Source organism: Paenibacillus sp. Soil522 (assembly GCF_001428245.1).
Taxonomy (GTDB): Bacteria; Bacillota; Bacilli; order Paenibacillales; family Paenibacillaceae; genus Pristimantibacillus.
In genome coordinates, this window is the sequence record NZ_LMRV01000099.1 from 64630 (window position 1) to 84858 (window position 20229).

The 20229-nt window shown below is 48.8% G+C and carries 19 protein-coding genes and 1 pseudogene; 18 read left to right on the forward strand and 2 right to left on the reverse strand.

Features of this window, described 5'->3' with window-relative positions; translation table 11 throughout:
- From chrA to ASG81_RS27305, 8 genes and pseudogenes are all read left to right on the forward strand, one after another.
- Positions 1-1212 carry a chromate efflux transporter gene (gene chrA, locus ASG81_RS27270; RefSeq protein WP_056642117.1) on the forward strand — a complete coding sequence of 404 codons (1212 nt, stop codon included), beginning with the start codon at positions 1-3 and terminating at the stop codon, positions 1210-1212.
- Between the two features lie 124 nt (positions 1213-1336).
- Positions 1337-2035 (forward strand): response regulator transcription factor, encoded by a 699-nt coding sequence (locus tag ASG81_RS27275; protein WP_056642119.1) that lies wholly within the window; start codon positions 1337-1339, stop codon positions 2033-2035.
- Positions 2032-3387, forward strand: a complete 1356-nt coding sequence (locus tag ASG81_RS27280; RefSeq protein ID WP_056642123.1) for a HAMP domain-containing sensor histidine kinase — start codon at positions 2032-2034, stop codon at positions 3385-3387. Before ASG81_RS27275 ends, ASG81_RS27280 begins: the two co-directional genes overlap by 4 nt.
- Before the next feature lie 28 nt (positions 3388-3415).
- On the forward strand, positions 3416-4276 hold the full coding sequence (locus ASG81_RS27285; protein ID WP_056642125.1) for a carbon-nitrogen hydrolase family protein: 861 nt from the start codon (positions 3416-3418) through the stop codon (positions 4274-4276).
- A gap of 5 nt (positions 4277-4281) precedes the next feature.
- A pseudogene (locus tag ASG81_RS27290) lies at positions 4282-4866 on the forward strand (GNAT family N-acetyltransferase); the annotation flags it as partial.
- Positions 4867-4881: 15 nt separating this feature from the next.
- The gene (locus ASG81_RS27295) at positions 4882-5091 is read left to right on the forward strand and encodes a hypothetical protein (protein ID WP_056642132.1); all 210 of its coding nucleotides are present in this window, start codon (positions 4882-4884) and stop codon (positions 5089-5091) included.
- Positions 5088-5864, forward strand: a complete 777-nt coding sequence (locus ASG81_RS27300; protein WP_056642135.1) for an MBL fold metallo-hydrolase — start codon at positions 5088-5090, stop codon at positions 5862-5864. The genes ASG81_RS27295 and ASG81_RS27300 overlap by 4 nt, the downstream gene beginning before the upstream one ends.
- A gap of 439 nt (positions 5865-6303) precedes the next feature.
- The gene (locus ASG81_RS27305; RefSeq protein WP_056642138.1) at positions 6304-8274 is read left to right on the forward strand and encodes an endonuclease MutS2; all 1971 of its coding nucleotides are present in this window, start codon (positions 6304-6306) and stop codon (positions 8272-8274) included.
- Positions 8275-8361: 87 nt separating this feature from the next.
- Here ASG81_RS27305 and ASG81_RS27310 read toward each other — a convergent pair whose 3' ends face one another.
- Positions 8362-9000: a thiamine diphosphokinase gene (locus ASG81_RS27310; protein WP_056642141.1), complete on the reverse strand. Its 639-nt coding sequence runs from the start codon at positions 8998-9000 to the stop codon at positions 8362-8364.
- Positions 9001-9224: 224 nt separating this feature from the next.
- Here ASG81_RS27310 and ASG81_RS27315 point away from each other — a divergent pair, with 224 nt between their 5' ends.
- A complete protein-coding gene (locus ASG81_RS27315) occupies positions 9225-9863 on the forward strand; it encodes a trimeric intracellular cation channel family protein (RefSeq protein WP_056642144.1) in 639 nt (212 codons plus the stop codon).
- Complete coding sequence (locus ASG81_RS27320; RefSeq protein WP_056642147.1) at positions 9863-10351, forward strand: low molecular weight protein-tyrosine-phosphatase; 489 nt, start codon at positions 9863-9865, stop codon at positions 10349-10351. Before ASG81_RS27315 ends, ASG81_RS27320 begins: the two co-directional genes overlap by 1 nt.
- Before the next feature lie 70 nt (positions 10352-10421).
- On the opposite strand, the gene ASG81_RS27325 is transcribed toward ASG81_RS27320, so the two are convergent.
- On the reverse strand, positions 10422-11159 hold the full coding sequence (locus ASG81_RS27325) for an alpha/beta hydrolase (protein WP_056642150.1): 738 nt from the start codon (positions 11157-11159) through the stop codon (positions 10422-10424).
- A gap of 290 nt (positions 11160-11449) precedes the next feature.
- On the opposite strand from ASG81_RS27325, the gene pdhA reads away from it, so the two are divergent.
- From pdhA to ASG81_RS27365, 8 genes are all read left to right on the forward strand, one after another.
- A complete protein-coding gene (gene pdhA, locus ASG81_RS27330) occupies positions 11450-12517 on the forward strand; it encodes a pyruvate dehydrogenase (acetyl-transferring) E1 component subunit alpha (protein ID WP_056642153.1) in 1068 nt (355 codons plus the stop codon).
- Between the two features lie 20 nt (positions 12518-12537).
- Positions 12538-13515 carry an alpha-ketoacid dehydrogenase subunit beta gene (locus tag ASG81_RS27335; RefSeq protein ID WP_056642157.1) on the forward strand — a complete coding sequence of 326 codons (978 nt, stop codon included), beginning with the start codon at positions 12538-12540 and terminating at the stop codon, positions 13513-13515.
- Between the two features lie 15 nt (positions 13516-13530).
- Entirely contained in the window at positions 13531-14859 is a 1329-nt protein-coding gene (locus tag ASG81_RS27340) for a dihydrolipoamide acetyltransferase family protein (RefSeq protein ID WP_056642160.1), read from the forward strand.
- A 3-nt stretch (positions 14860-14862) separates the two neighbouring features.
- Positions 14863-16278, forward strand: coding sequence for a dihydrolipoyl dehydrogenase (lpdA, locus tag ASG81_RS27345; RefSeq protein WP_056642162.1), 1416 nt, complete (start codon positions 14863-14865; stop codon positions 16276-16278).
- Positions 16279-16390: 112 nt separating this feature from the next.
- Entirely contained in the window at positions 16391-16876 is a 486-nt protein-coding gene (locus ASG81_RS27350) for an acyl-CoA thioesterase (protein WP_056642165.1), read from the forward strand.
- A 62-nt stretch (positions 16877-16938) separates the two neighbouring features.
- Positions 16939-17898, forward strand: a complete 960-nt coding sequence (locus ASG81_RS27355; protein ID WP_056642168.1) for a thymidylate synthase — start codon at positions 16939-16941, stop codon at positions 17896-17898.
- 35 nt (positions 17899-17933) lie between these two features.
- A complete protein-coding gene (locus ASG81_RS27360) occupies positions 17934-18425 on the forward strand; it encodes a dihydrofolate reductase (RefSeq protein WP_056642171.1) in 492 nt (163 codons plus the stop codon).
- A 245-nt stretch (positions 18426-18670) separates the two neighbouring features.
- Positions 18671-20158 carry a glutamate synthase subunit beta gene (locus ASG81_RS27365; RefSeq protein ID WP_056642174.1) on the forward strand — a complete coding sequence of 496 codons (1488 nt, stop codon included), beginning with the start codon at positions 18671-18673 and terminating at the stop codon, positions 20156-20158.
- Positions 20159-20229: the final 71 nt, after the last annotated feature.

Consider the following 20229-nt stretch of genomic DNA (forward strand, 5'->3'; position numbering starts at 1 on the left):
ATGAATCGGCGAGGCTTTAGCTTTGCAGCATTGTGGGAAGTGTTCTGGACCGCATGCAAGCTTGGACTGACCTCATTCGGAGGACCTATCGCTCATATCGGCTATTTTCGTGATGAATATGTCGTACGGAGACAGTGGCTTAATGAGCGGGCATTTGCTGATTTGGTAGCGTTATGCCAATTTCTTCCAGGACCTGCCAGCAGCCAGCTTGGTATGGCGATCGGGGCGGGCCGTGCAGGAATAATCGGCGCGATTGCGGCGTGGATTGGTTTCACGCTGCCGTCTGCCATTCTCATGATCGCTTTTGCCTATGGCGCGGACGTCATATTACTGGGCGATGCTGGTTGGCTTCAAGGCTTAAAGCTTGCTGCCGTAGCGATTGTAGCTCAAGCGGTATGGAGCATGTCGAGAACATTAGCGCCGGACCGCTTGAGAGGAACGCTAGCGCTTGGTGCAGCGGGGATGGCCATTTTGCTGCCCGGCATGTGGGGGCAGCTATTGCCTCTTTTGTTATGCGCAGGGATCGGATTCGTACTGCTTAAGCCGCAAGAGGAAACAGCTGTCAACGGGAAGGATCAGAATGCGCCGCGGACGACAGGCCGCGTAGCCGCTGTATGCATGCTTGTCCTATTTTTTCTGCTCCTGTTCCTGCTGCCGCTCTTAAGCCGCTGGACCGGATCAGCTTTATTATCCTTTATCGATGGTTTTTTCCGCGCCGGCTCACTCGTATTCGGAGGAGGGCATGTCGTACTTCCGATGCTGGAAGATGCATTTCTTGGAACTGGAGTAAACCAGCTAACGAATGATCAATTTATGTCGGGCTATGGTGCGGTACAAGCGGTGCCGGGCCCATTGTTTACATTCGCAGCCTATATCGGCGCCGCGATTCAGGATGGGCGCATGCGTATTGTCTATGCGGGCATAGCACTGGCCGCTATTTTTCTGCCATCGTTTCTATTATTAATTGGCGCATTGCCGTATTGGGAATCCCTGAAGAAAAATAGAGCTGCGCAGGCTGCTCTTAAAGGAGTGAATGCCGGCATCGTCGGTATCCTTCTAGCGGCCTTATATGATCCTATATTTGTAGATACGGTTAAGACATCCATTCAATTTGTGTTTGTAATAGTGCTATTTATTTTTTTGCAACTATGGAAACGTCCACCCTGGCAAGCTGTCTTACTCGCGGCAATCGCCGGTCTACTTTTTTTGTAGATCGGCTTGCTTGCATTTGTGAAACGTCTTCATTATGATAAATTTATTCGTTCTCGCGTAAAGAACGTCGCTATTCCCTTAAGGTAAGGGAATATTTACAACTGGAAGCAGGTGAACCTCTAAGATGAAAGAACGTATCCTTGTCGTAGAAGATGAAGCGGGCATTTCCCGAATTTTGCAGCTTGAGCTGGAGCATGAGGGCTATACGGTAGGAACGGCCGCCAACGGCCGCACCGGTTATGAAATGGCTTCGACAGGAGATTGGGAGCTAGTCCTGCTCGACGTCATGCTGCCTGAGATGAGCGGCATTGAAGTGCTGAGATTGCTGCGCCAAGCGGGCAATCCGGTGCCGATTATATTATTGACTGCCCGCGATACCGTGCCGGATAAGGTTAGCGGCTTCGAGCATGGCGCCAATGATTATATTACGAAGCCTTTTGCGATGGAAGAGCTGCTTGCCCGCGTGCGAAACATATTGCGCATATTCCAGCAGTATCCGCGTGAAGCGGAAGGCTCTGACATGATAAAAGTAGGCGATCTGACGATTGAGCTGCGCACGCGCAAAGTCTACCGGAAAGATATTTTAATCGAGCTGACGCCGCGTGAATTTGAGCTGCTTGTTTATCTCGTAGAAAACAAAAATGATGAAAAATCGCGCGAAGATATATTATCAGAAGTTTGGGGCTATGATTTTATCGGCGAAACGAACCTGGTTGATGTTTATATCCGCTATTTGCGCCAGAAGCTCGACAAGGGCTACCGCCACAAGCTCATTCATACCGTACGCGGAGTAGGCTATATGATAAAGGAGCCGGATGCATGACACTGCGCAAACGGTTTACACTTTTTACTATTTTTTGGTTAATTTTTATTTTGATCCTGTTCAATATATTCGTTTACTTTTATGTGATCAAAATTACAACGGAAAGCGAAGAAGAGGTTATTGCGAATAAGGTGAATCTCATGCTGGAGAATCCCCGAATTCAGAGCGGGCGAGGGTTGAATTATCCGGAGCTGCTCAATGAGTATGACAACTTAAACGAAATGATTCGCATTATAGCGCCTAATAACAGAGTCGTTAATATTTCGGGCTCGAACGAGCTGCTTCAGGAGCTGCCGGCTACCTTCGAGGCACATCATCACACCGGGATGATTACGAAGGGCGGAGAGCGTATTATATTTATGCGCGTGCCGCTTTATGACGGGAATCGCGTCATCGCGATGCTTGAGGTTAACCGGATATTGGACGAGCTGGACGACTACTTGAAAGTGCTGGTCGCCGCGCTTAGCGTGACGAGCGGAGGCGCCATTTTGTTCGCTATATTCGGTACGTATTGGTTTACTTCCAGACTTACGGCCCCTATTCAGCAGATGGTTAATACGATGCGGGAAATCGATCGGAGCGGCAAGCTCAGACAAATCGAGCTGAACAGCCGCGAAGAATCCGCAGAGCTGTTACAGCTCGTTCGTGCTTTTAATCAAATGATTGAGCGGCTTGACCGCACGTTTGCCAAGCAGAAGCAGTTCGTAGCGGATGCTTCGCATGAGCTAAAAACGCCGCTTACGGTCATCAGCAGCTATGCCGGGATGCTGAAACGATGGGGACGCGATGACGAGAGCTTGCGCAATGAAGCAATCGAGGCTATCGATAAGGAAGCCAACCGTTTGCAAAATTTAACGAAATCGATGCTCATGCTTGCCGAGGCCGAGCAAGAGGATTGGCTGCGTCAGGAGCTGTTCGATGTCGTCCAAGTCGTCGATGAGCTTGCAACGATGCTTCAAACAACCTTCGGGCGTCCGATTCGAGTGAAAGCGATGTCCAAGGTCGTTCGCATGGTCGGCGACAAAGATAAAATCAGGCAGCTTTTGGTCATTTTGCTGGACAATGCGATTAAATATTCGAAAGAGCCGATTGATGTGACGATTTCTCTCGCAAGACATATCGTCAAAATCGATGTCAAAGATAAAGGCATGGGCATACCGGAAAATGAAATTCCGCATCTGTTCGAGCGCTTCTACCGTGTAGATGGCGCTAGAAGCCGTACAACCGGCGGCGTAGGCCTCGGCTTGTCTATAGCCAAACGAATCGTTGATTTGCATGAGGGAAAGGTCGATGTATTTAGCTTGCCTGATTTAGGCACGACGATCACCCTGCAGTTCAAGCAGCGGAAATAATAACGGTTAGTATTGGAGGCTTTGGCAAATGAAGTTTCGTACGGCAGCAGTACAATATAAGCTTGCTGATATTAGCTCGTTTGAGCAATTCGCCGAGCAAGTGACGCATTATGTGCGAAATGCACAAGAATACGGGGTGCAATTTATTTTGTTTCCCGAATTCATGACAACGCAATTAATGTCGATTGGCGACGGGCAGGGCGAAGCGCTTCCTATTGAGCGGCTGCCCGATTTTACAGAGGACTACTTGCAATTATTCCGCTCGCTGGCAGAAGAGTATGCTGTATACATTGTCGGAGGAACCCATGTCATTAAGGATACGGATGGCAAACTTCGCAATGCCGCGCATCTCTTTCACCCTGATGGCAAAATTGACGTTCAGCACAAAATCCATCTTACGCCTTCCGAGGCAGAGGGCTGGAACATGTCGCCAGGTGAGTCTATTGAGGTGTTCGATACCGCATTCGGAACGATTGCGATGCTGACCTGCTACGATATCGAATTTCCGGAGATCGTACGGATGGCCCGCGCGAAAGGGGCAGACGTTATTTTCTGCCCTTCCTGCACGGATGACCGGCACGGCTTCTATCGCGTTAGATATTGCTGTCATGCCAGAGCCGTTGAAAATCAAGTGTACGTCGTGACAACAGGAACGGTAGGCTCGCTGCGTAAAGTGGATCTTATGCGCTCGAACTTTGGTCAGGCAGCCATCATTGCTCCGAATGATATTCCTTTTCCGCCGGCAGGCATTTTGAGCGAGGGGATCATTAACGATGATATGCTCGTAGTTGCCGATCTTGATTTGGCGCTGCTGGAGGATGTGAGAGTGAAGGGCTCGGTAACGACCTGGCGCGATCGCCGCACTGATTTGTATCCGGATTGGAAATAAACTTTGATTTCGAGGCTTTGATTGATGTACAGCGGGTAAGCTTTCACCCGCCGTTCCCAGAGGAGCTTTGGTGGAATACGGATCAGCTGACCGAGCATGTTTCACGTTTTCCGGAAGGAGCCCTGTGCGCGGAAGCGGACGGCCGCATCATTGGCTCGATGACCGGACTTCTAGTCGATATGAATGATTACGGTCATTCGCATAACTGGGAAACCATTACCGGCGGCGGTTATATTCGCAATCATAATGTTAATGGAGATACACTTTACGTTGTAGATATTTGCGTTATTCCGGAATATCGCAAGTCCGGCATTGGCAAGTTGCTTATGCAGACGATGTATGAAACGGTTGTGCAGCTGGGCCTCCGTAATTTGCTTGGCGGAGGGCGAATGCCTGGCTATGGCGCGCATGCGCATGAGATTACGCCGGAGGCTTATTTGGATAAGGTGCTGCAAGGGGAATGGAAAGATCCCGTCATTACATTTTTGCTTAGGTGCGGCCGAATGCCCATAGGTGTTGCCCATCATTATTTAGAAGACGAGCAGTCGAATAACTGCGCAGCTATCATGGAGTGGCATCCGTTCAAATAAAGGAGACAAGCACTTATGCTCATTTATCATCGTATTACTTCGATTGATGACCGTTATTTTGGTCCGTTACATAAGCTTCTTCAAACGATATTCCCGCCGGAAGAAGTGCTTGCTGCCGAATTTTTAGAGGGCTATTATTTAGCGCTGCCGAATAAGCCGGCGGAATGGATCCGCATGATGGAGAAGATTCGCGCATCGGAGACATTGGAGCTGCTGCCGCTATGACAAGACTTACCTTTAGAGGAACCGGCGATTCCATGAGCGTGCCTCGCATATATTGCGACTGCGGCGTATGCACGGAAGCGAGGGATACGGGCGTCAATCGGCGTTTAAGATCATCCGTGCAAATCGAGGATCAGGATGCAGGAATGATTTGGATCGATTGCGGGACGGATTTCGCAAAGCAATTAGAAGCCGCATCTCTGCGAACAGTAGATACGCTGCTGATTACTCACGCGCATTTCGATCATATCGGCGGATTGGTAGAATGGGCGGATGCTTGCCGTTGGCTGAATACGAAAGGCCAAGCTTTTGCTCCGTCGGAAGTGATTCAAGCGATTTTAGACCGTTTTCCATGGCTTAGCCATCATATTCATTTTCAATCATTCGATCAGCCAATTACGCTCGGCAAATGGCTTGCTTCCAGCTGGCGCGTCAATCATGGTAAAAACGGCTATGCATACGCATTTCGCTTCGAGCATATAGAAACGGGCTATAAATGGGTATATTGCTCGGATTCCATTAATTTGACGGAGCAGCAGCAGCAGCCGCTGGCAAACCTTGACCTGCTTGTGCTCGGAACCAGCTTTTATCATGAACCGTTTCCATATGAAACACGTTCCGTCTATGATGTGCTTGAAGCGATCGAGCTGGTTAAGAAATGGGGACCAAAGCAGACCATTCTCACGCATATGTCGCATGATATTGATCTTAGAAAAGATTATAAGCTGCCGGAGCAGCTTGCATTTGCCTATACTGGCATGTCGGTAAGTATTTAAGCAAAATCGGTATTTTGAATAATGCTTGACAATTCGCTTGTCTTTTTTGTACATTATTGAGGTAACCTTTAAATTATCCAAAACAAGGCTAAAAGGGGAAATTTTAATGTTTGCTGGTGTCCTTAACTCATAAATTGGATATGGTCAGATAAACGATGGTCTTGCGGCCATGCCCGGTGCCAATGCGCCGCGCAGCAAGGCTTTATTTCGTGATCTGACGCCAAGAGTTCTGGACATGAGGATTTCCGCCTGAAGCTATTCGACAGCGGCCCAATCACCGTGCTCTCGCAGCACGGTTTTTTTATATCCGTTTTCATGTTAACGATTGTCGTTAATGATGGAACCGGTATTGGAGCATGCGTCGATCAAGACAGGAATGGAACGCGCCCGCGTTCTGTTCCTGTCTTTTTTATACCCAAAATCGGAGGAGGCTATAAAGATGAATGAAGCATCGTGGAGAAGATTGGAGTTTGACAAAGTAAAGGCTGGTGTTGTGAGCTTTACCGTATCGCCTGCCGGCCGGTTACTAGCCGAACGGCTCGAGCCCAGCACGAAGTATCGTCAAGTTGAAGCATGGCTGCAGGAAACGGCGGAGGCTGCGGAACTTCTGGGGAGCGGAGCAAGCATCCCGTTATCCGCAATGGAGGGAATCGATCCGTTTCTGGCGCTGCTCGGTAAAGGGAGAATTTATAACGAGCAGGAGCTTGAACAATTGTCTGTATGGCTAATGTCTGTCATCCAAATGAAAAAGTATATGAACGGCAAGCGCCATATTGCGCCGACGATCGCGGCTTATGCTGACTCGATGTACGATTGTCCTGCGCTTAGGGAAGAGCTGAACCGCTGTATCAGGTATGGGCTGATTACGGATCAGGCAAGCGCCGATCTTGCCTATATTCGCAGACATATTTACGCATGTGAAGATAAAATACAAAAAAAAATGGAGCAAGCGCTGAACAAATACCGATCGTCTCTGCAGGAGCCGGTTATCAGCAAGCGGCGTGACCGATTTGTTATCGCCGTGAAACGGGAGCTGCGCAAGCAGGTGCCTGGTACCGTATGGGATGAATCCGCAAGCGGGCAGACCCTGTTCGTTGAGCCCGCCGATGCAGCCGAACTTCAGGTAGAGCTGCAGCAATGGAAGGGCGCGGAGGAGCGGGAGCGCACCGTTATATTGGCCCGATTGTCCGAGCTTGCGGAATCGTTTTCCACTCCGCTGAATCGAAACGTAGAGGCGATGGCCTCGTTCGATTTCATTACCGCACGCGCGAAGCTGTCTCGTTCTTATAACGGTAACAGAATCAAGTTGTCGGAGCAGCCGGTCATTCGTCTTGAAGGCGCTCGTCATCCTTTATTGGGGCAAAACAGCGTACCGCTGCATGTTGAGCTTGGCTATGGCTGGAAACAGCTTATCATTACGGGTCCGAATACCGGGGGCAAAACAGTGACTTTGAAAATCATTGGCTTATTTGTTCTCATGGTGCAATCGGGACTTCTCGTGCCAGCCGAGAAGGGCAGCGAGATCGGCGTGTTCCAGCATGTAATCGCGGATGTTGGGGACGGCCAGAGTCTGGAACAGTCGCTCAGTACTTTCTCCTCTCATATAACGGTGCTCAAGCAAATGCTTCAATCAGCTGGCCCTAGAGCACTGCTTCTGCTTGATGAGCTGGCAGCAGGCACCGATCCTACAGAAGGCATCGCGCTTTCAATCGCGTTATTAGAGCAGCTGCTAAAGCGAGGGGCATTGGCGGCGGCTACGACACACTATAATGAGATCAAAGCTTTCGCCGCCCGCACAGCAGGCTGCCAAAACGGAAGAATGGCGTTTGACGCGGTAACTTTAAAGCCTCTATATCGTCTAGAGATGGGGGAAGCGGGAGATAGTCATGCATTTGCAATCGCAAGGCGCTTTGGCTTGCCGGAAGAGGTCATGCAGCGTGCGGAGCAGCTGTTAGAGCGGAAGAAAGATTATACTTCAAAGGAATTCGTAATGGAGCTTCAAGCCAATCGAATTAATGGCCAGGAGCTGTCATTAACATTGAATTCAGATCAAGGGCCAGGTACTGTCGAAGCCTCTAAAACTGAGGAAGTAGTGAAAGCGGTCAAAACAGCAGCTAAGCCGTTTGAAAAAGGCGATGCCGTATGGATTTATCCGCTCGAGAGAATGGGTGTCGTGTACCGCCCTGCGGATGAACGAGGAAACGTTATTGTCCAGGTGCAGGGCCGGAAGCTTACCTTCAACCACAAGCGGATCAAGCTATATATTGCCAAAACGAAGCTATATCCGGATGAGCAGTATGATTTGGATATCGTATTTGAATCGAAGGAAAACAGAAAAGCCCGCAAGCTGATGAATCGCAAGCATGTGGAAGGTTTGACGATCGTTACGCCGGAGAAAGATATTTATTAGCTAATGCATGTATAGCTCCTTATAAAAACGCTAGAAACAGCTGAGGTTCGATTTCCCCGGCTGTTTCTGCTGTCAATGCGTGGCGGACTAATCGCGGCTTTGAATGACCAGCAATAAGCCCTCACGTATTTCAATCTTTCCGGTAGGGGAGAGCAACACATTGCTAATTCCGAGCGACTGGCCAATCGTTAAGTCCCCATCGTTAAGCGGATATTGGAACCCGGTCAGCGTAATGCCTTCAACTCGCATCGAGAGCGGAAGCAATGAAACATTGGGGTAGCCTTGCTGTTCAATGATTAATTGGTCTGCCACAAGCGAAATTTTGTTATGAGCATCAACGATCGTCGCGCTTACCTGCTGCTTGGCCGCAAGCGCGAGCAGGTGAACATTCGCGAGCGAATGGTCAAACCTGGTTCCTAGAGCGCCGAGAATCACTAATTCACGAGGCTGCATATCAAGTGCAAGCCGCACGGCCATTTCAGTATCTGTGTAGTTTTTGTCGATAGGGTCGCAGGAGATCGTTTGACCGCTGCTTTTACGAATGACAAGCAGCTCATCCTCGGTCACCGAGTCGAAGTCGCCGATTGCAATATCCGGATGCAGTCCCTGCGAGATAAGAAATATGGCGCCGCTATCTGCTCCAATGAGCAAATCATCGGCATTAATATGTGCTAAAGCCCAAGCGCCAAGCTGGCCGCCCGTGCAAATAACGATGCGAGGCTGCATAACGTACTATCCTTTCTCATTAAGGGGAGTCTGTTTCAAACATTTCAAGTATAAAGCTTAGTGTTCTATAAAAACTAGAGGTATCCGAATAACATTCTTTACCGTTTAAAAAAACCGCGAAATTTGTCGTTGCGAAACGACATGCTCCCAGCTAAAATGGTGAAGGAAGCACCGGCGAAAAGTGTCGGCTCATGGACGGGAAGCGAGGAGTTATAGCAGTGAGTATGGATATTTTTGGGATTTTCAGTATTATCGGCACGATAGCCTTCGCAGTCAGCGGAGCGATTGTTGCCATGGAAGAAGAGTACGATATATTAGGCGTATTCGTGCTTGGCTTGGTTACGGCCTTCGGCGGGGGGGTCGTGCGCAATCTCTTGATCGGCATGCCGGTAACGTCGCTCTGGAACCAGGGCTACCTGCTGAAAATTGCGCTGATCGCGATGACGATCGCCTTTTTGCTGCCGGTCGTCTGGATTCAGCGCTGGCGGCGGAGCGAAGCTTTTTTTGATGCGATCGGCTTATCCGCCTTTGCCATTCAGGGGGCGCTTTATGCGACGCAAATGAAGCATCCGCTCAGTGCTGTCCTCGTTGCAGCCATGCTGACGGGAATTGGCGGCGGAATTATCCGCGACGTGCTGGCTGGACGCAAGCCTCTTGTGCTCAAGGATGAAATTTATGCGGTATGGGCGATGCTTGCGGGACTTGTTATCGGGCTCGGCTGGATTAAATCGACCTTGGAGCTGTTGTTTTTATTCATCGTCATCATCAGCTTCCGGATGCTGTCTGTTTATTTCAAATGGAAGCTGCCGCGCCGCTCTCTACAAATCGATACGGCTCATGAACAGCAGAAAAGAGGTAACTAATGAAAGCTCGTATTTTGTTCGTTTGTCTTGGTAACATCTGCCGGTCCCCGATGGCAGAAGCGGTTATGCGCCATCAAGTTGAGCTAGTGCATTTGTCAGAGAGCATCGAGGTTGATTCTGCAGGAACAGGCGACTGGCATTTGGGCCATCCGCCGCATGAGGGCACCCGGAAGCAATTGGATCAGCACCTTATTTCATATCAAGGAATGAAGGCCCGATTAGTGACTACGGGTGACTTCGAGACTTTCGATTATATTGTTTGCATGGATACGAACAATTTGCGTGATGTACGCAAGCTGCTGAGCAAGGCGGAGGGAGAAGGGGAGCGAACGCGGCTTTTCACCTTTATGGAGCTTCTGCCGGACAAAGGAATGGCCGATGTGCCTGATCCTTATTATGACGGCAATTTCTCCTTCGTCTATGAGCTGGTGGAAAGCGGCTGCAAGGAGCTGCTGAAGCGGGTTCGGGCTGATTTGAAACTGGTTTAAACAAGCAAATAAAAGTGAAGAAGCTGTCCAAGGTCCTCGCGGAGCCAGCTGGACAGCTTCTTTTTTTATGTTATTCAACCTCGATAAAATAGGCGAGCGCTTGACCGAGCTCCTTCTGCCAAAAGCCCCACTGATGCTTGCCATCCTTCTCTTCATAGAAGATGTCTGCTTGCTTTAGCGCAAGTAGCGCCCTCGCATTGCGGTTCAAAGCGACGAAATCGAATACGCCGCGATCGGTTTCATAGGCGTCCTCCTGCAGGCCGACTATCATGTAAATCGACAACCAGCTAAGGTCGCCGGCTTTAGAAATCATATTTTGCGAGACGCCATAAAAAGCACCGGATAAGGACATTACGCGAGTAAAGAGATGGGGGTAGGACAGCGCCAAATGCAGAGAAACCGATCCGCCAAGTGAATCGCCTGCCAGTAACCGGTGTTCAGGCTCTTGTCTCACGGCATAACGCTCCTCAACGAACGGAATCAGCTCTTCTGCAAAAAAACGAATATATGCATGATGTCGAATGCCGTCTGGCGCATATTCCTCCGTGCGCAGCTTTTTGTCCACATCGACCCCTACGATAATGAAGGGCTCGAGTCCCTCATCCAAAATCAGACGGGTAGCGGTAGTCGCAATCCGGCCGAAATTGAAAAAGTCCTCGCCATCCTGGCAATATACGACTGGATAACTAAGCACTTCATTGTAGCCGGGCGGCAAAAAGATCCGCAAATTGCGCGTTTGCTCCGGCAAATAGCGGCTTGGCACCGATTCTTTCACAATCGTTCTCTTTAAATATCGCTCATCTGTCATTTCTTTCTCTCCTAACGGATTGGTTTATTGAATGGAATGGTTCTGATGTGGGTAAACAATAGAAAGGTAATCATGGAAATCGCATCTATTTCTGTTCTGTTGTATTATGCTGTTATACTAAAAAAATAACGCTGTAGCATATACAATTTCTTAATAGAATGATGAGAATCAGCGAAAAAACAACGGTTTTTTTGTTTTTTGCTTTGACCATTTTAGTTAAACAGGTTTATAATAATTCTATAACAGAGGTAAACGATTTTCAAATATTTCGATTGAGGTGAGCGTTCAAAATGAGCAAATTGCCATACGAAGTTCAAACGGAACCGGTAACTCCGCTATCTGTCTTGTCACTCGACGGGGAAGTTGTTAATCCGGAATTAGTGCCTGCATTGTCCGATGATCAATTAAAAGAAGTTATGTACCGCATGGTATTTACCCGTACGTGGGATGAGCGCGCTGTTAACCTTGGACGTCAAGGCAGACTTGGCTTCTACGCTCCGGTTTCCGGTCAAGAAGCATCGATGGTCGGCAGTGAATACGCTTTGAATAAAGATGATTTCATTTGCCCGGGATACCGTGATATGCCGCAGCTGGTATGGCACGGCTTGCCGCTGTATCAAGCTTTCCTATATTCGCGCGGTCACCAGCATGGTGGACAAATTCCGCAGGATGTACATGTGCTTATGCCGCAAATTATTATCGGCGCACAAATTTTGCACGCAACGGGCGTTGCAATGGCATTTAAGAAAAAGAACGAAAAGCGCGTAGCTATTACGTATACAGGCGACGGCGGTTCGTCTGAAGGCGATTTCTACGAAGGCATGAACTTCGCAGGCGCTTTCAAGCTGCCGGTCATCTATGTCGTTCAAAATAACGGCTACGCGATTACGACACCTTACGCTAAGCAAACGGCTGCTCTTTCTGTTGCGCACAAAGCTGTAGCTGCCGGTATTAAAGGCATTCAAGTAGACGGAATGGACGTGCTTGCGGTTATTAAAGCGGTTCAAGAAGCTGCAGAACGCGGACGCAATGGGGAAGGCGCTACATTAATTGAAATGATTACTTATCGTTACCGTCCGCACTCCTTGGCTGACGATACGACAAAATACCGTACTAAAGATGAGGAAGCGGAATGGGCTCCTAGAGATCCGCTCGTTCGTTTCGGAAAATATTTAGAGAAAAAAGGTTTGTGGTCGGAAGAAGATACAAACCGCGTGAAAGAAGAAGCAAAAGCGACAGTAAACGAGCACATCAAAAAAGCCGAAGCAGTTGAGAAAATGACGGTTGCAGGCTTAATCGATTCGATGTTTGAAACGATACCGCAACATCTGGAAGAGCAAAAGGCCGATTTTCAATAGTAGAGGAGGATCAGACGATCATGGCTCAAATGAATATGTTGGAAGCAATTCGCGATGCGATACGCATCGAACTTAAACGCGATTCAAACGTTGTCATCTTCGGTGAGGACGTAGGTAAGGTCGGCGGAGTATTCCGTGTAACAGAAGGCTTGCAGGAAGAGTTTGGTGAAGATCGCGTGTTCGATACGCCTCTTGCCGAATCGGCGCTTGCAGGTATGGCAGTAGGGATGGGCTTGCAGGGCTTCCGTCCAATCGCTGAAATTCAATTCGTAGGCTTTATTTATGAAGCGCTTGACCAAATGTTTGTCCAAGCTGCGCGTATGCGCTACCGCTCCGGCGGTCGTTACAACTCGCCAATCGTATTCCGTACGCCGTTTGGCGGCGGCGTTAAAGCGGCTGAGCTGCATACGGATTCCCTTGAAGGCCTTGCTATTCAAACGCCGGGTATCAAAGTAATCATTCCTTCAAATCCATACGACGCAAAAGGCTTGATGATTTCCGCAATCCGCGACAATGATCCTGTGTTTTTCATGGAGCATTTGAATCTGTACCGTGCGTTCAAGGCTGAAGTGCCGGAAGGCGAATATACGGTTGAGATCGGCAAAGCGAACGTTGTGCGTGAAGGCAGCGACGTTACCATCATTACTTACGGTCTTATGGTTCATACAGCTGTTAAGGCAGCGGAAGAGCTGGAAAAAACAGGCGTGAAAGCAGAGGTTATCGATCTTCGTACGCTGCTTCCGCTTGATATTGATACAATTGTTGCTTCGATCCAAAAAACGAACCGTGCGATTGTCGTTCAAGAAGCTCAAAAAACTTCCGGCGTTGCAGCGGAAGTAATTGCTCAAATCAATGAAAAAGCAATCCTGCATCTAGAAGCGCCAGTACTTCGTGTTGCTGGACCGGATACCGTATATCCATTTGCACTAGTTGAGGATGCGTGGCTTCCTTCGGTAGCACGTATCTCTGCAGCCGTTCAAAAAGTACTGAATTTTTAAAGGAGGTTACAAGCGGTGGCTAAATTCGAATATCGTTTCCCGGAGCTCGGCGAAGGCTTGCACGAAGGCGAGATTATTAAAGTGCATATCAAAGCCGGCGACACGGTTACAGATGATGATATTATTATGGAAGTTCAAAACGACAAAGCGATCGTGGAAGTACCTTGCCCGGTAAACGGTAAAGTGCTTGAAGTGCTCGTAAAAGACGGCCAAGTGTGTCACGTTGGCGAGATTGTTGCGTTGATCGACGCGGAAGGCGATTTGCCTGAGCAAGCAGCACCTGCTGCTGAAGCGCCTAAAGCTGAGGCGCCAGCGGCAGCGGCACCAGTAGCTGAAGCGCCTGCAGCGCAAGCGGCAGCACCAGTACCAGCGGCAGCTCCAAAAGCAGCTGGCGGTCCTGTGCTTGCAACGCCAAGCGTTCGCAAATTCGCACGTGAGAAAGGCGTAGACCTTACTCAAGTTGGCGGTACTGGCAAAAACGGACGCATCACTCTTGATGACGTTAATGGCTTTGGCGGCGCGCCTGCAGCTGCTGCTGCGGATACAGCTGCTCCTGCAGTTGAGCAACTAAGCAATGCGGCAGTCGAGTCAAAAGGGGCTGGCGAAGCGAAACCTGCGCAGACAGTTTCCGGATCACCATACCGTCCTGAAGAGCGCGTGCCTTTCAAAGGCATTCGCAAAATTATCGCAAATGCAATGTCGAAATCGGTGTACACAGCTCCGCACGTTACCATTATGGATGAGGTTGACGTAACTGAGCTTGTAGCACTCCGTACCAAATATAAGCCTTATGCCGAGAAAAAAGGCTCCAAGCTTACGTACTTGCCATTCATCGTCAAAGCTCTTGTGGCAGCTTGCCGTGAGTTCCCGATCATGAACGCTACGCTGGACGAGGCAAGCCAAGAAATCGTTCTGCGCAAATACTACAATATCGGTATCGCTACAGACACAGATAACGGTCTAATCGTTCCTGTTATCGAAGATGCTGATCGTAAAAATCTGTTTAAAATTGCGGATTCGATACGCGATCTAGCTGTCCGCGGACGCGACGGCAAGTTGGCTGCGAACGAACTGAAAGGCAGTACCATTTCTATTTCAAACATTGGTTCTGCTGGCGGAATGTTCTTCACTCCGGTGATCAATTTCCCTGAGGTTGCGATTCTTGGAACTGGCAGAATTACGGAGAAAGCGATCGTTCGTAACGGCGAAATCGTTGCAGCTCCTGTAATGGCACTTTCACTCAGCTTCGATCACCGCCTCATCGACGGTGCAACGGCTCAAAACTTTATGAATTACATCAAAACACTTCTGGGTCAACCGGAACTGTTCATAATGGAGGTATAAGAAATGGTCGTAGGTGATGCTTCCCTTGATATTGACACGTTGATAATTGGTGCTGGTCCAGGCGGATACGTAGCAGCGATCCGTGCTGCTCAGCTTGGTCAAAACGTACTTATCGTGGATAAAGAATATGTAGGCGGTGTATGCTTGAATGTGGGCTGTATTCCGTCGAAGGCGCTTATTTCAGCGTCGCATCAATATGAATCAATCAGCCACGCTTCCGCTTTCGGTATCGAAGTAGGCGAAGCTAAGGTTGACTTCAGCAAAGTACAAGCGTTCAAAAACGGTATCGTCAAAAAATTGACGGGCGGCGTCGCTTCTCTATTGAAAGCAAACAAAGTCCAATATTTCCAAGGCGAAGTCATGTTCATTAACGAAAACGAAGCGCGTGTATTCAACGATCAAGAAGCGCCTCGCTACCGTTTCAAAAACTGCATTATCGCTACAGGTTCACGTCCGATTGAACTGAAAGCATTCCCTTACGGCGGCCGCATCGTTTCGTCTACAGGCGCATTGTCCCTGCCAGAAATTCCGAAAAGCCTTGTCGTTATCGGCGGCGGCTACATCGGTATCGAGCTTGGTCAAATGTATTCGAAATTTGGCACAAAAGTAACGGTAATTGAAGGCTCCGACGCTATTTTGCCGGGCTTTGACAAAGATATGTCATCTATCGTTGCTAAGAAACTGAAAAGCACGAACGTTGATATCATTACCGGCGCACAAGCAAAAGGCGCTGAGCAAACAGATAAAGAAGTTACGGTAACTTACACCGTTGGTGATAAAGAAGAAAAAGTAACGGCTGATTACTTGCTCGTAACGGTTGGACGTCGTCCAAATACGGATGGTGAGCTTGGTCTCGACCTAATCAACGTGAAGGTGTCCGATCGCGGTCTAGTTGAGGTTGATGAGCAATGCCGTACGAACATTCCGCATATTTATGCCATTGGCGATATCATCGCTGGACCTGCGCTTGCGCACAAAGCGATGTACGAGGGCCGTGTTGCTGCTGAGGCTATCTCGGGTCACTCAAGCGTTATTGACTATAAATGTGTACCGGCAGTATGCTTCTCTGATCCAGAATGCGCAAGCGTTGGCTACAGCGAGAAGGAAGCGAAGGACAAAGGCCATAACGTGAAGGTTGGCAAATTCCCGTTCGCAATCAATGGACGCGCAATGTCGCTAAACGCAAACGAAGGCTTTGTTAAGCTTGTGTCCGACGCAGAATCCGGTCTTGTACTCGGAGCACAAATTATCGGTCTTGAAGCTTCCAATATGATTGCCGAGCTTGCTCTTGCAATCGAAATGGGCGCTACGCTAGAGGATATCGCGCTTACGATTCACGCGCATCCTACACTTGGCGAGATCGTGCTTGATGCAGCCGAGGTTGCGCTAGGCCACCCGATTCACACTTTTATCAAATAAATCGCACTAATGATGTCGTTTCGCGATACTAGAGGTCACGCGGCTTTTCAGCCGACGGGGCCTCTTTGCGCATTAAGAGCTACCATTCAATAATAAAGGGGCATATGCTAACATGGAGGAAACAGCTAAGCCGGCGAGCGAATCGAGAACAATCATGACGCAGCTTATTTTCCCGCTGGATACGAACCATCATGATACGATGTTTGGCGGCAAGCTGATGGAGTATATGGATAAAGTGGCCGCAATTTCAGCAATGCGGCATGCCCGCATGCAGGCTGTTACTGCATCGACGGACAGTCTTGATTTTTTGGCGCCAATTCAGATCGGGGAAGTCATTGAGGTTGAAGCATTCGTGACGTGGACGAACCGCAGCTCCATGGAAATTTACGTGTCCGTGAATTCGGAAAATTTGTACAGCGGCGTCCGCAAGACGACCGTCACCGCTTTTTTTACATTCGTTGCGCAGGATGATAACGGCAAGCCTGCTGCAGTACCGGCTGTCATACCTGAAACGGAAGAGGAGAAAGAGCTCCACGCATCGGCTCCCGAACGGCATATACTCAGATCGAAACGAAAACAGGACAGACAACGCGGTTAGTTAATGATATAATTAATTGTTATTTTTCTGATTTTTGTTTCATGATTGGGGGCGACATCCATATGAGTAGCAGCGAGCAAACCTATTTGCAACTGTTGAAATACGTTTTGGAGAACGGCACGAAGAAAGAGGACCGTACCGGTACGGGAACGATCTCTGCTTTTGGTTATCAAATGCGTTTCGATCTAAGCGCCGGTTTTCCTTTGCTGACGACTAAGCGCGTGCCGTTTCGTTTAATAGCAAGTGAGCTCATTTGGTTTATTCAAGGAGATACGAACATTCGTTACCTTCTTCAGCACAAAAATAACATTTGGAATGAATGGGCTTTCAAAAGATGGATCGAGAGCTCGTCCTACAATGGTCCTGACATGACGAACTTCGGCCTTCGAGTACAAACAGATCCTGATTTTGCGGAAGCCTATGAGGAGCAAATGGAGCTCTTTAAGCAGCGTATTTTATCGGATGATCAGTTTGCTGCCGCATTCGGAGAGCTCGGCAACGTTTATGGCAAGCAATGGCGTGAATGGAAGACGTCCCAAGGCGAAACCATTGATCAGCTTAAGGATGTCATAGAGACGATCAAGAAAAACCCGGATTCGAGAAGGCTGATTGTAACGGCGTGGAATCCGGAGGATGTGCCTAGCAATATGGCGCTGCCGCCTTGTCATACGATGTTCCAATTTTATGTAACAAACGGCAAGCTATCGTGCCAGCTTTATCAGCGCAGCGCCGATATTTTTCTGGGCATCCCCTTTAATATTGCGAGCTATGCGCTGTTAACACATATGATTGCTCATGAGTGCGGGCTTGAGGCAGGGGATTTCATCCATACGCTCGGCGATGCGCATATTTATACGAATCATGTGGAGCAAATTAACATTCAGCTTGGCCGGGAGCCGAAGGCGCTGCCTAAGTTGAAGCTAAACGCTGACAAGAAGTCGATCTTCGACTTTACGGTGGAAGATCTGACGATTGAGAATTACGAGCCGCATCCGACTATAAAAGCACCGGTTGCCGTTTAGCGGTTTATGCTTATCGAAAGAAGGTGCAGACGACTATGTCTATTACGTTAATTGCGGCGATGGACCGTAACCGTACGATTGGAATCGGCAACAAGATGCCATGGCGCCTGCCGGCGGAAATGGCTTATTTCAAGAAGATGACGCTAGGAAAAACGGTCCTGATGGGCCGCAAGACGTTCGAGTCCATACGTAAGCCGCTTATCGATCGCCGAAATATTGTATTGACGCGTCAGCATGATTTTCAGCCCGAAGGCTGTGAAGTCGTGCATTCGCTTGAGGAAGCGCTTGAACGATGCAAAGACGATGAGCTGATGGTAATGGGCGGCGCAGATATTTATGCACAGCTTCTTCCTTTCGCAGATACGATATTGCTTACGGATGTAGATGCGGCCATTGAAGGCGGCGATGCGTTTTTCCCAGCGCTCTCCGATTCGGAATGGCAGCTCGTGGAAAGTGAAAGCAGAGATCGGGATGAAAAAAATAGTTACGCTTTTACGTTTCAAACGTTCAAACGGCGTTCTGTTTAGCTTTTTACGCTAGAAACGAACATTTGACGAACGATATGTCATAAAGTGCAAATGATTGTGCGGATAATCCATTAACGATATAAGTACTTGAATGCTAGGATGTTGTAAAATAGAAATCGAGCGCTTTTGACAAAATATTCGTTTTTGAGAAAGTTTGTTATTGAATATTTGATGGATTCCCGATATAGTTTGAAAGAGAATCGAAACACAGGTTAACGGGAAATATGGATGGAGGAAATGCGATCATGTCTACACCTACTGGTTTTATGGAATATCAACGCGAACTGCCGGCCGATCGCGACCCGCTGGAGCGCATTAAAGACTGGCAAGAATTTCATAAGCATTTTTCGGATGAGCAGTTAAAGACGCAGGGAGCTCGCTGCATGGACTGTGGTACGCCATATTGCCATACAGGGATCGAGCTGGCAGGCTCTGTTTCGGGCTGTCCGGTTAACAATCTGATTCCCGAGTGGAATAACTTGATCTACCGCGGGTTGTGGCGCGAAGCGCTTGACCGTCTGCATAAAACGAATAACTTCCCTGAATTTACAGGCCGCGTTTGTCCTGCGCCTTGTGAGGGATCTTGTACCGTTGGTTTGATCGGCGATGCGGTTACGATTAAAACAATCGAACAAGCGATCATTGATCGCGGGTTTGAAGAAGGCTGGGTTGTTCCTCAGCCACCGAAAGTGCGTACAGGCAAACGTGTTGCCGTAGTAGGCTCTGGGCCTGCCGGCATGGCAACGGCTGCTCAATTGAACAAAGCAGGGCATACCGTAACGGTGTACGAGCGTGCAGACCGCATTGGCGGCTTGCTCACTTATGGCATTCCTACGATGAAGCTTGAGAAGCATGTTGTTCAGCGCCGCGTTGATTTGATGGCTGCTGAGGGCGTTGAATTTGTAACGAATACAGAAATCGGCAAAGATATTACCGCTAATGAGCTTGTTGAAAACTTTGACGCAGTCGTTCTTTGCGGCGGTGCGACAAGAGCGCGTGACGTAGAAATGGAAGGCCGCGATTTGAACGGCGTTCACATGGCTATGGATTACCTGAACGGCACAATTAAGAGCTATCTGGATTCCAACCTGGAGGACGGTAACTACATCTCCGCGAAAGACAAGGACGTTATCGTCATTGGCGGCGGCGATACTGGAACGGACTGCGTAGCTACTGCACTTCGTCATGGCTGTAAATCAGTTACACAATTCGGTACGCATGCGAAGGCGCCGCTTGTGCGCGACAGCGTAAACAATCCTTGGCCGCAATTCCCGAATGTGTATACACTTGATTATGCGCAAGAAGAAGCGAAAGCTTTGTTTGGTGAAGACCCAAGAGCGTTCTCCGTTCTGACGAAGAAATTTGTCGGCGACGGCAACGGAAACCTGAAGGAGCTTCACACGGTTCAAATTGAGCGTACGGTTGATGAAACGGGACGTAAAATTTATAAAGAAATTCCAGGAACAGAAAAAATTTGGCCTGCAGATTTAGTGTTCATCGCGGTTGGCTTTGAAGGTCCTGAATCGACGGTAATCGAGCAGCTTGGTCTTGCACAAGACCGCCGCACGAACGTGAAAGCAACTTACGGAAAATATACGACAAATATTGACAAAGTATTTGCTGCTGGTGATATGCGCCGCGGTCAAAGCTTAGTCGTTTGGGCAATCAACGAAGGACGCGAAGCTGCGCGTGAAGTAGATAAGTATTTGATGGGCTCGTCGATGCTGCCTTAATGTTCGGACAAGAATGAGGAACGTAAGCAAAGCATAATATACGCGAAGAGAAGCGCCCTCGGGCGCTTTTC

Bases quoted from the DNA above. Each gene is read 5' to 3' on its own strand.
- chrA (WP_056642117.1), top strand. From the start codon at position 1: ATGAATCGGCGAGGCTTTAGCTTTGCAGCATTGTGGGAAGTGTTCTGG.
- ASG81_RS27275 (WP_056642119.1), top strand. From the start codon at position 1,337: ATGAAAGAACGTATCCTTGTCGTAGAAGATGAAGCGGGCATTTCCCGA.
- ASG81_RS27280 (WP_056642123.1), top strand. From the start codon at position 2,032: ATGACACTGCGCAAACGGTTTACACTTTTTACTATTTTTTGGTTAATT.
- ASG81_RS27285 (WP_056642125.1), top strand. From the start codon at position 3,416: ATGAAGTTTCGTACGGCAGCAGTACAATATAAGCTTGCTGATATTAGC.
- ASG81_RS27295 (WP_056642132.1), top strand. From the start codon at position 4,882: ATGCTCATTTATCATCGTATTACTTCGATTGATGACCGTTATTTTGGT.
- ASG81_RS27300 (WP_056642135.1), top strand. From the start codon at position 5,088: ATGACAAGACTTACCTTTAGAGGAACCGGCGATTCCATGAGCGTGCCT.
- ASG81_RS27305 (WP_056642138.1), top strand. From the start codon at position 6,304: ATGAATGAAGCATCGTGGAGAAGATTGGAGTTTGACAAAGTAAAGGCT.
- ASG81_RS27310 (WP_056642141.1), bottom strand. From the start codon at position 9,000: ATGCAGCCTCGCATCGTTATTTGCACGGGCGGCCAGCTTGGCGCTTGG.
- ASG81_RS27315 (WP_056642144.1), top strand. From the start codon at position 9,225: ATGGATATTTTTGGGATTTTCAGTATTATCGGCACGATAGCCTTCGCA.
- ASG81_RS27320 (WP_056642147.1), top strand. From the start codon at position 9,863: ATGAAAGCTCGTATTTTGTTCGTTTGTCTTGGTAACATCTGCCGGTCC.
- ASG81_RS27325 (WP_056642150.1), bottom strand. From the start codon at position 11,159: ATGACAGATGAGCGATATTTAAAGAGAACGATTGTGAAAGAATCGGTG.
- pdhA (WP_056642153.1), top strand. From the start codon at position 11,450: ATGAGCAAATTGCCATACGAAGTTCAAACGGAACCGGTAACTCCGCTA.
- ASG81_RS27335 (WP_056642157.1), top strand. From the start codon at position 12,538: ATGGCTCAAATGAATATGTTGGAAGCAATTCGCGATGCGATACGCATC.
- lpdA (WP_056642162.1), top strand. From the start codon at position 14,863: ATGGTCGTAGGTGATGCTTCCCTTGATATTGACACGTTGATAATTGGT.
- ASG81_RS27350 (WP_056642165.1), top strand. From the start codon at position 16,391: ATGGAGGAAACAGCTAAGCCGGCGAGCGAATCGAGAACAATCATGACG.
- ASG81_RS27355 (WP_056642168.1), top strand. From the start codon at position 16,939: ATGAGTAGCAGCGAGCAAACCTATTTGCAACTGTTGAAATACGTTTTG.
- ASG81_RS27360 (WP_056642171.1), top strand. From the start codon at position 17,934: ATGTCTATTACGTTAATTGCGGCGATGGACCGTAACCGTACGATTGGA.
- ASG81_RS27365 (WP_056642174.1), top strand. From the start codon at position 18,671: ATGTCTACACCTACTGGTTTTATGGAATATCAACGCGAACTGCCGGCC.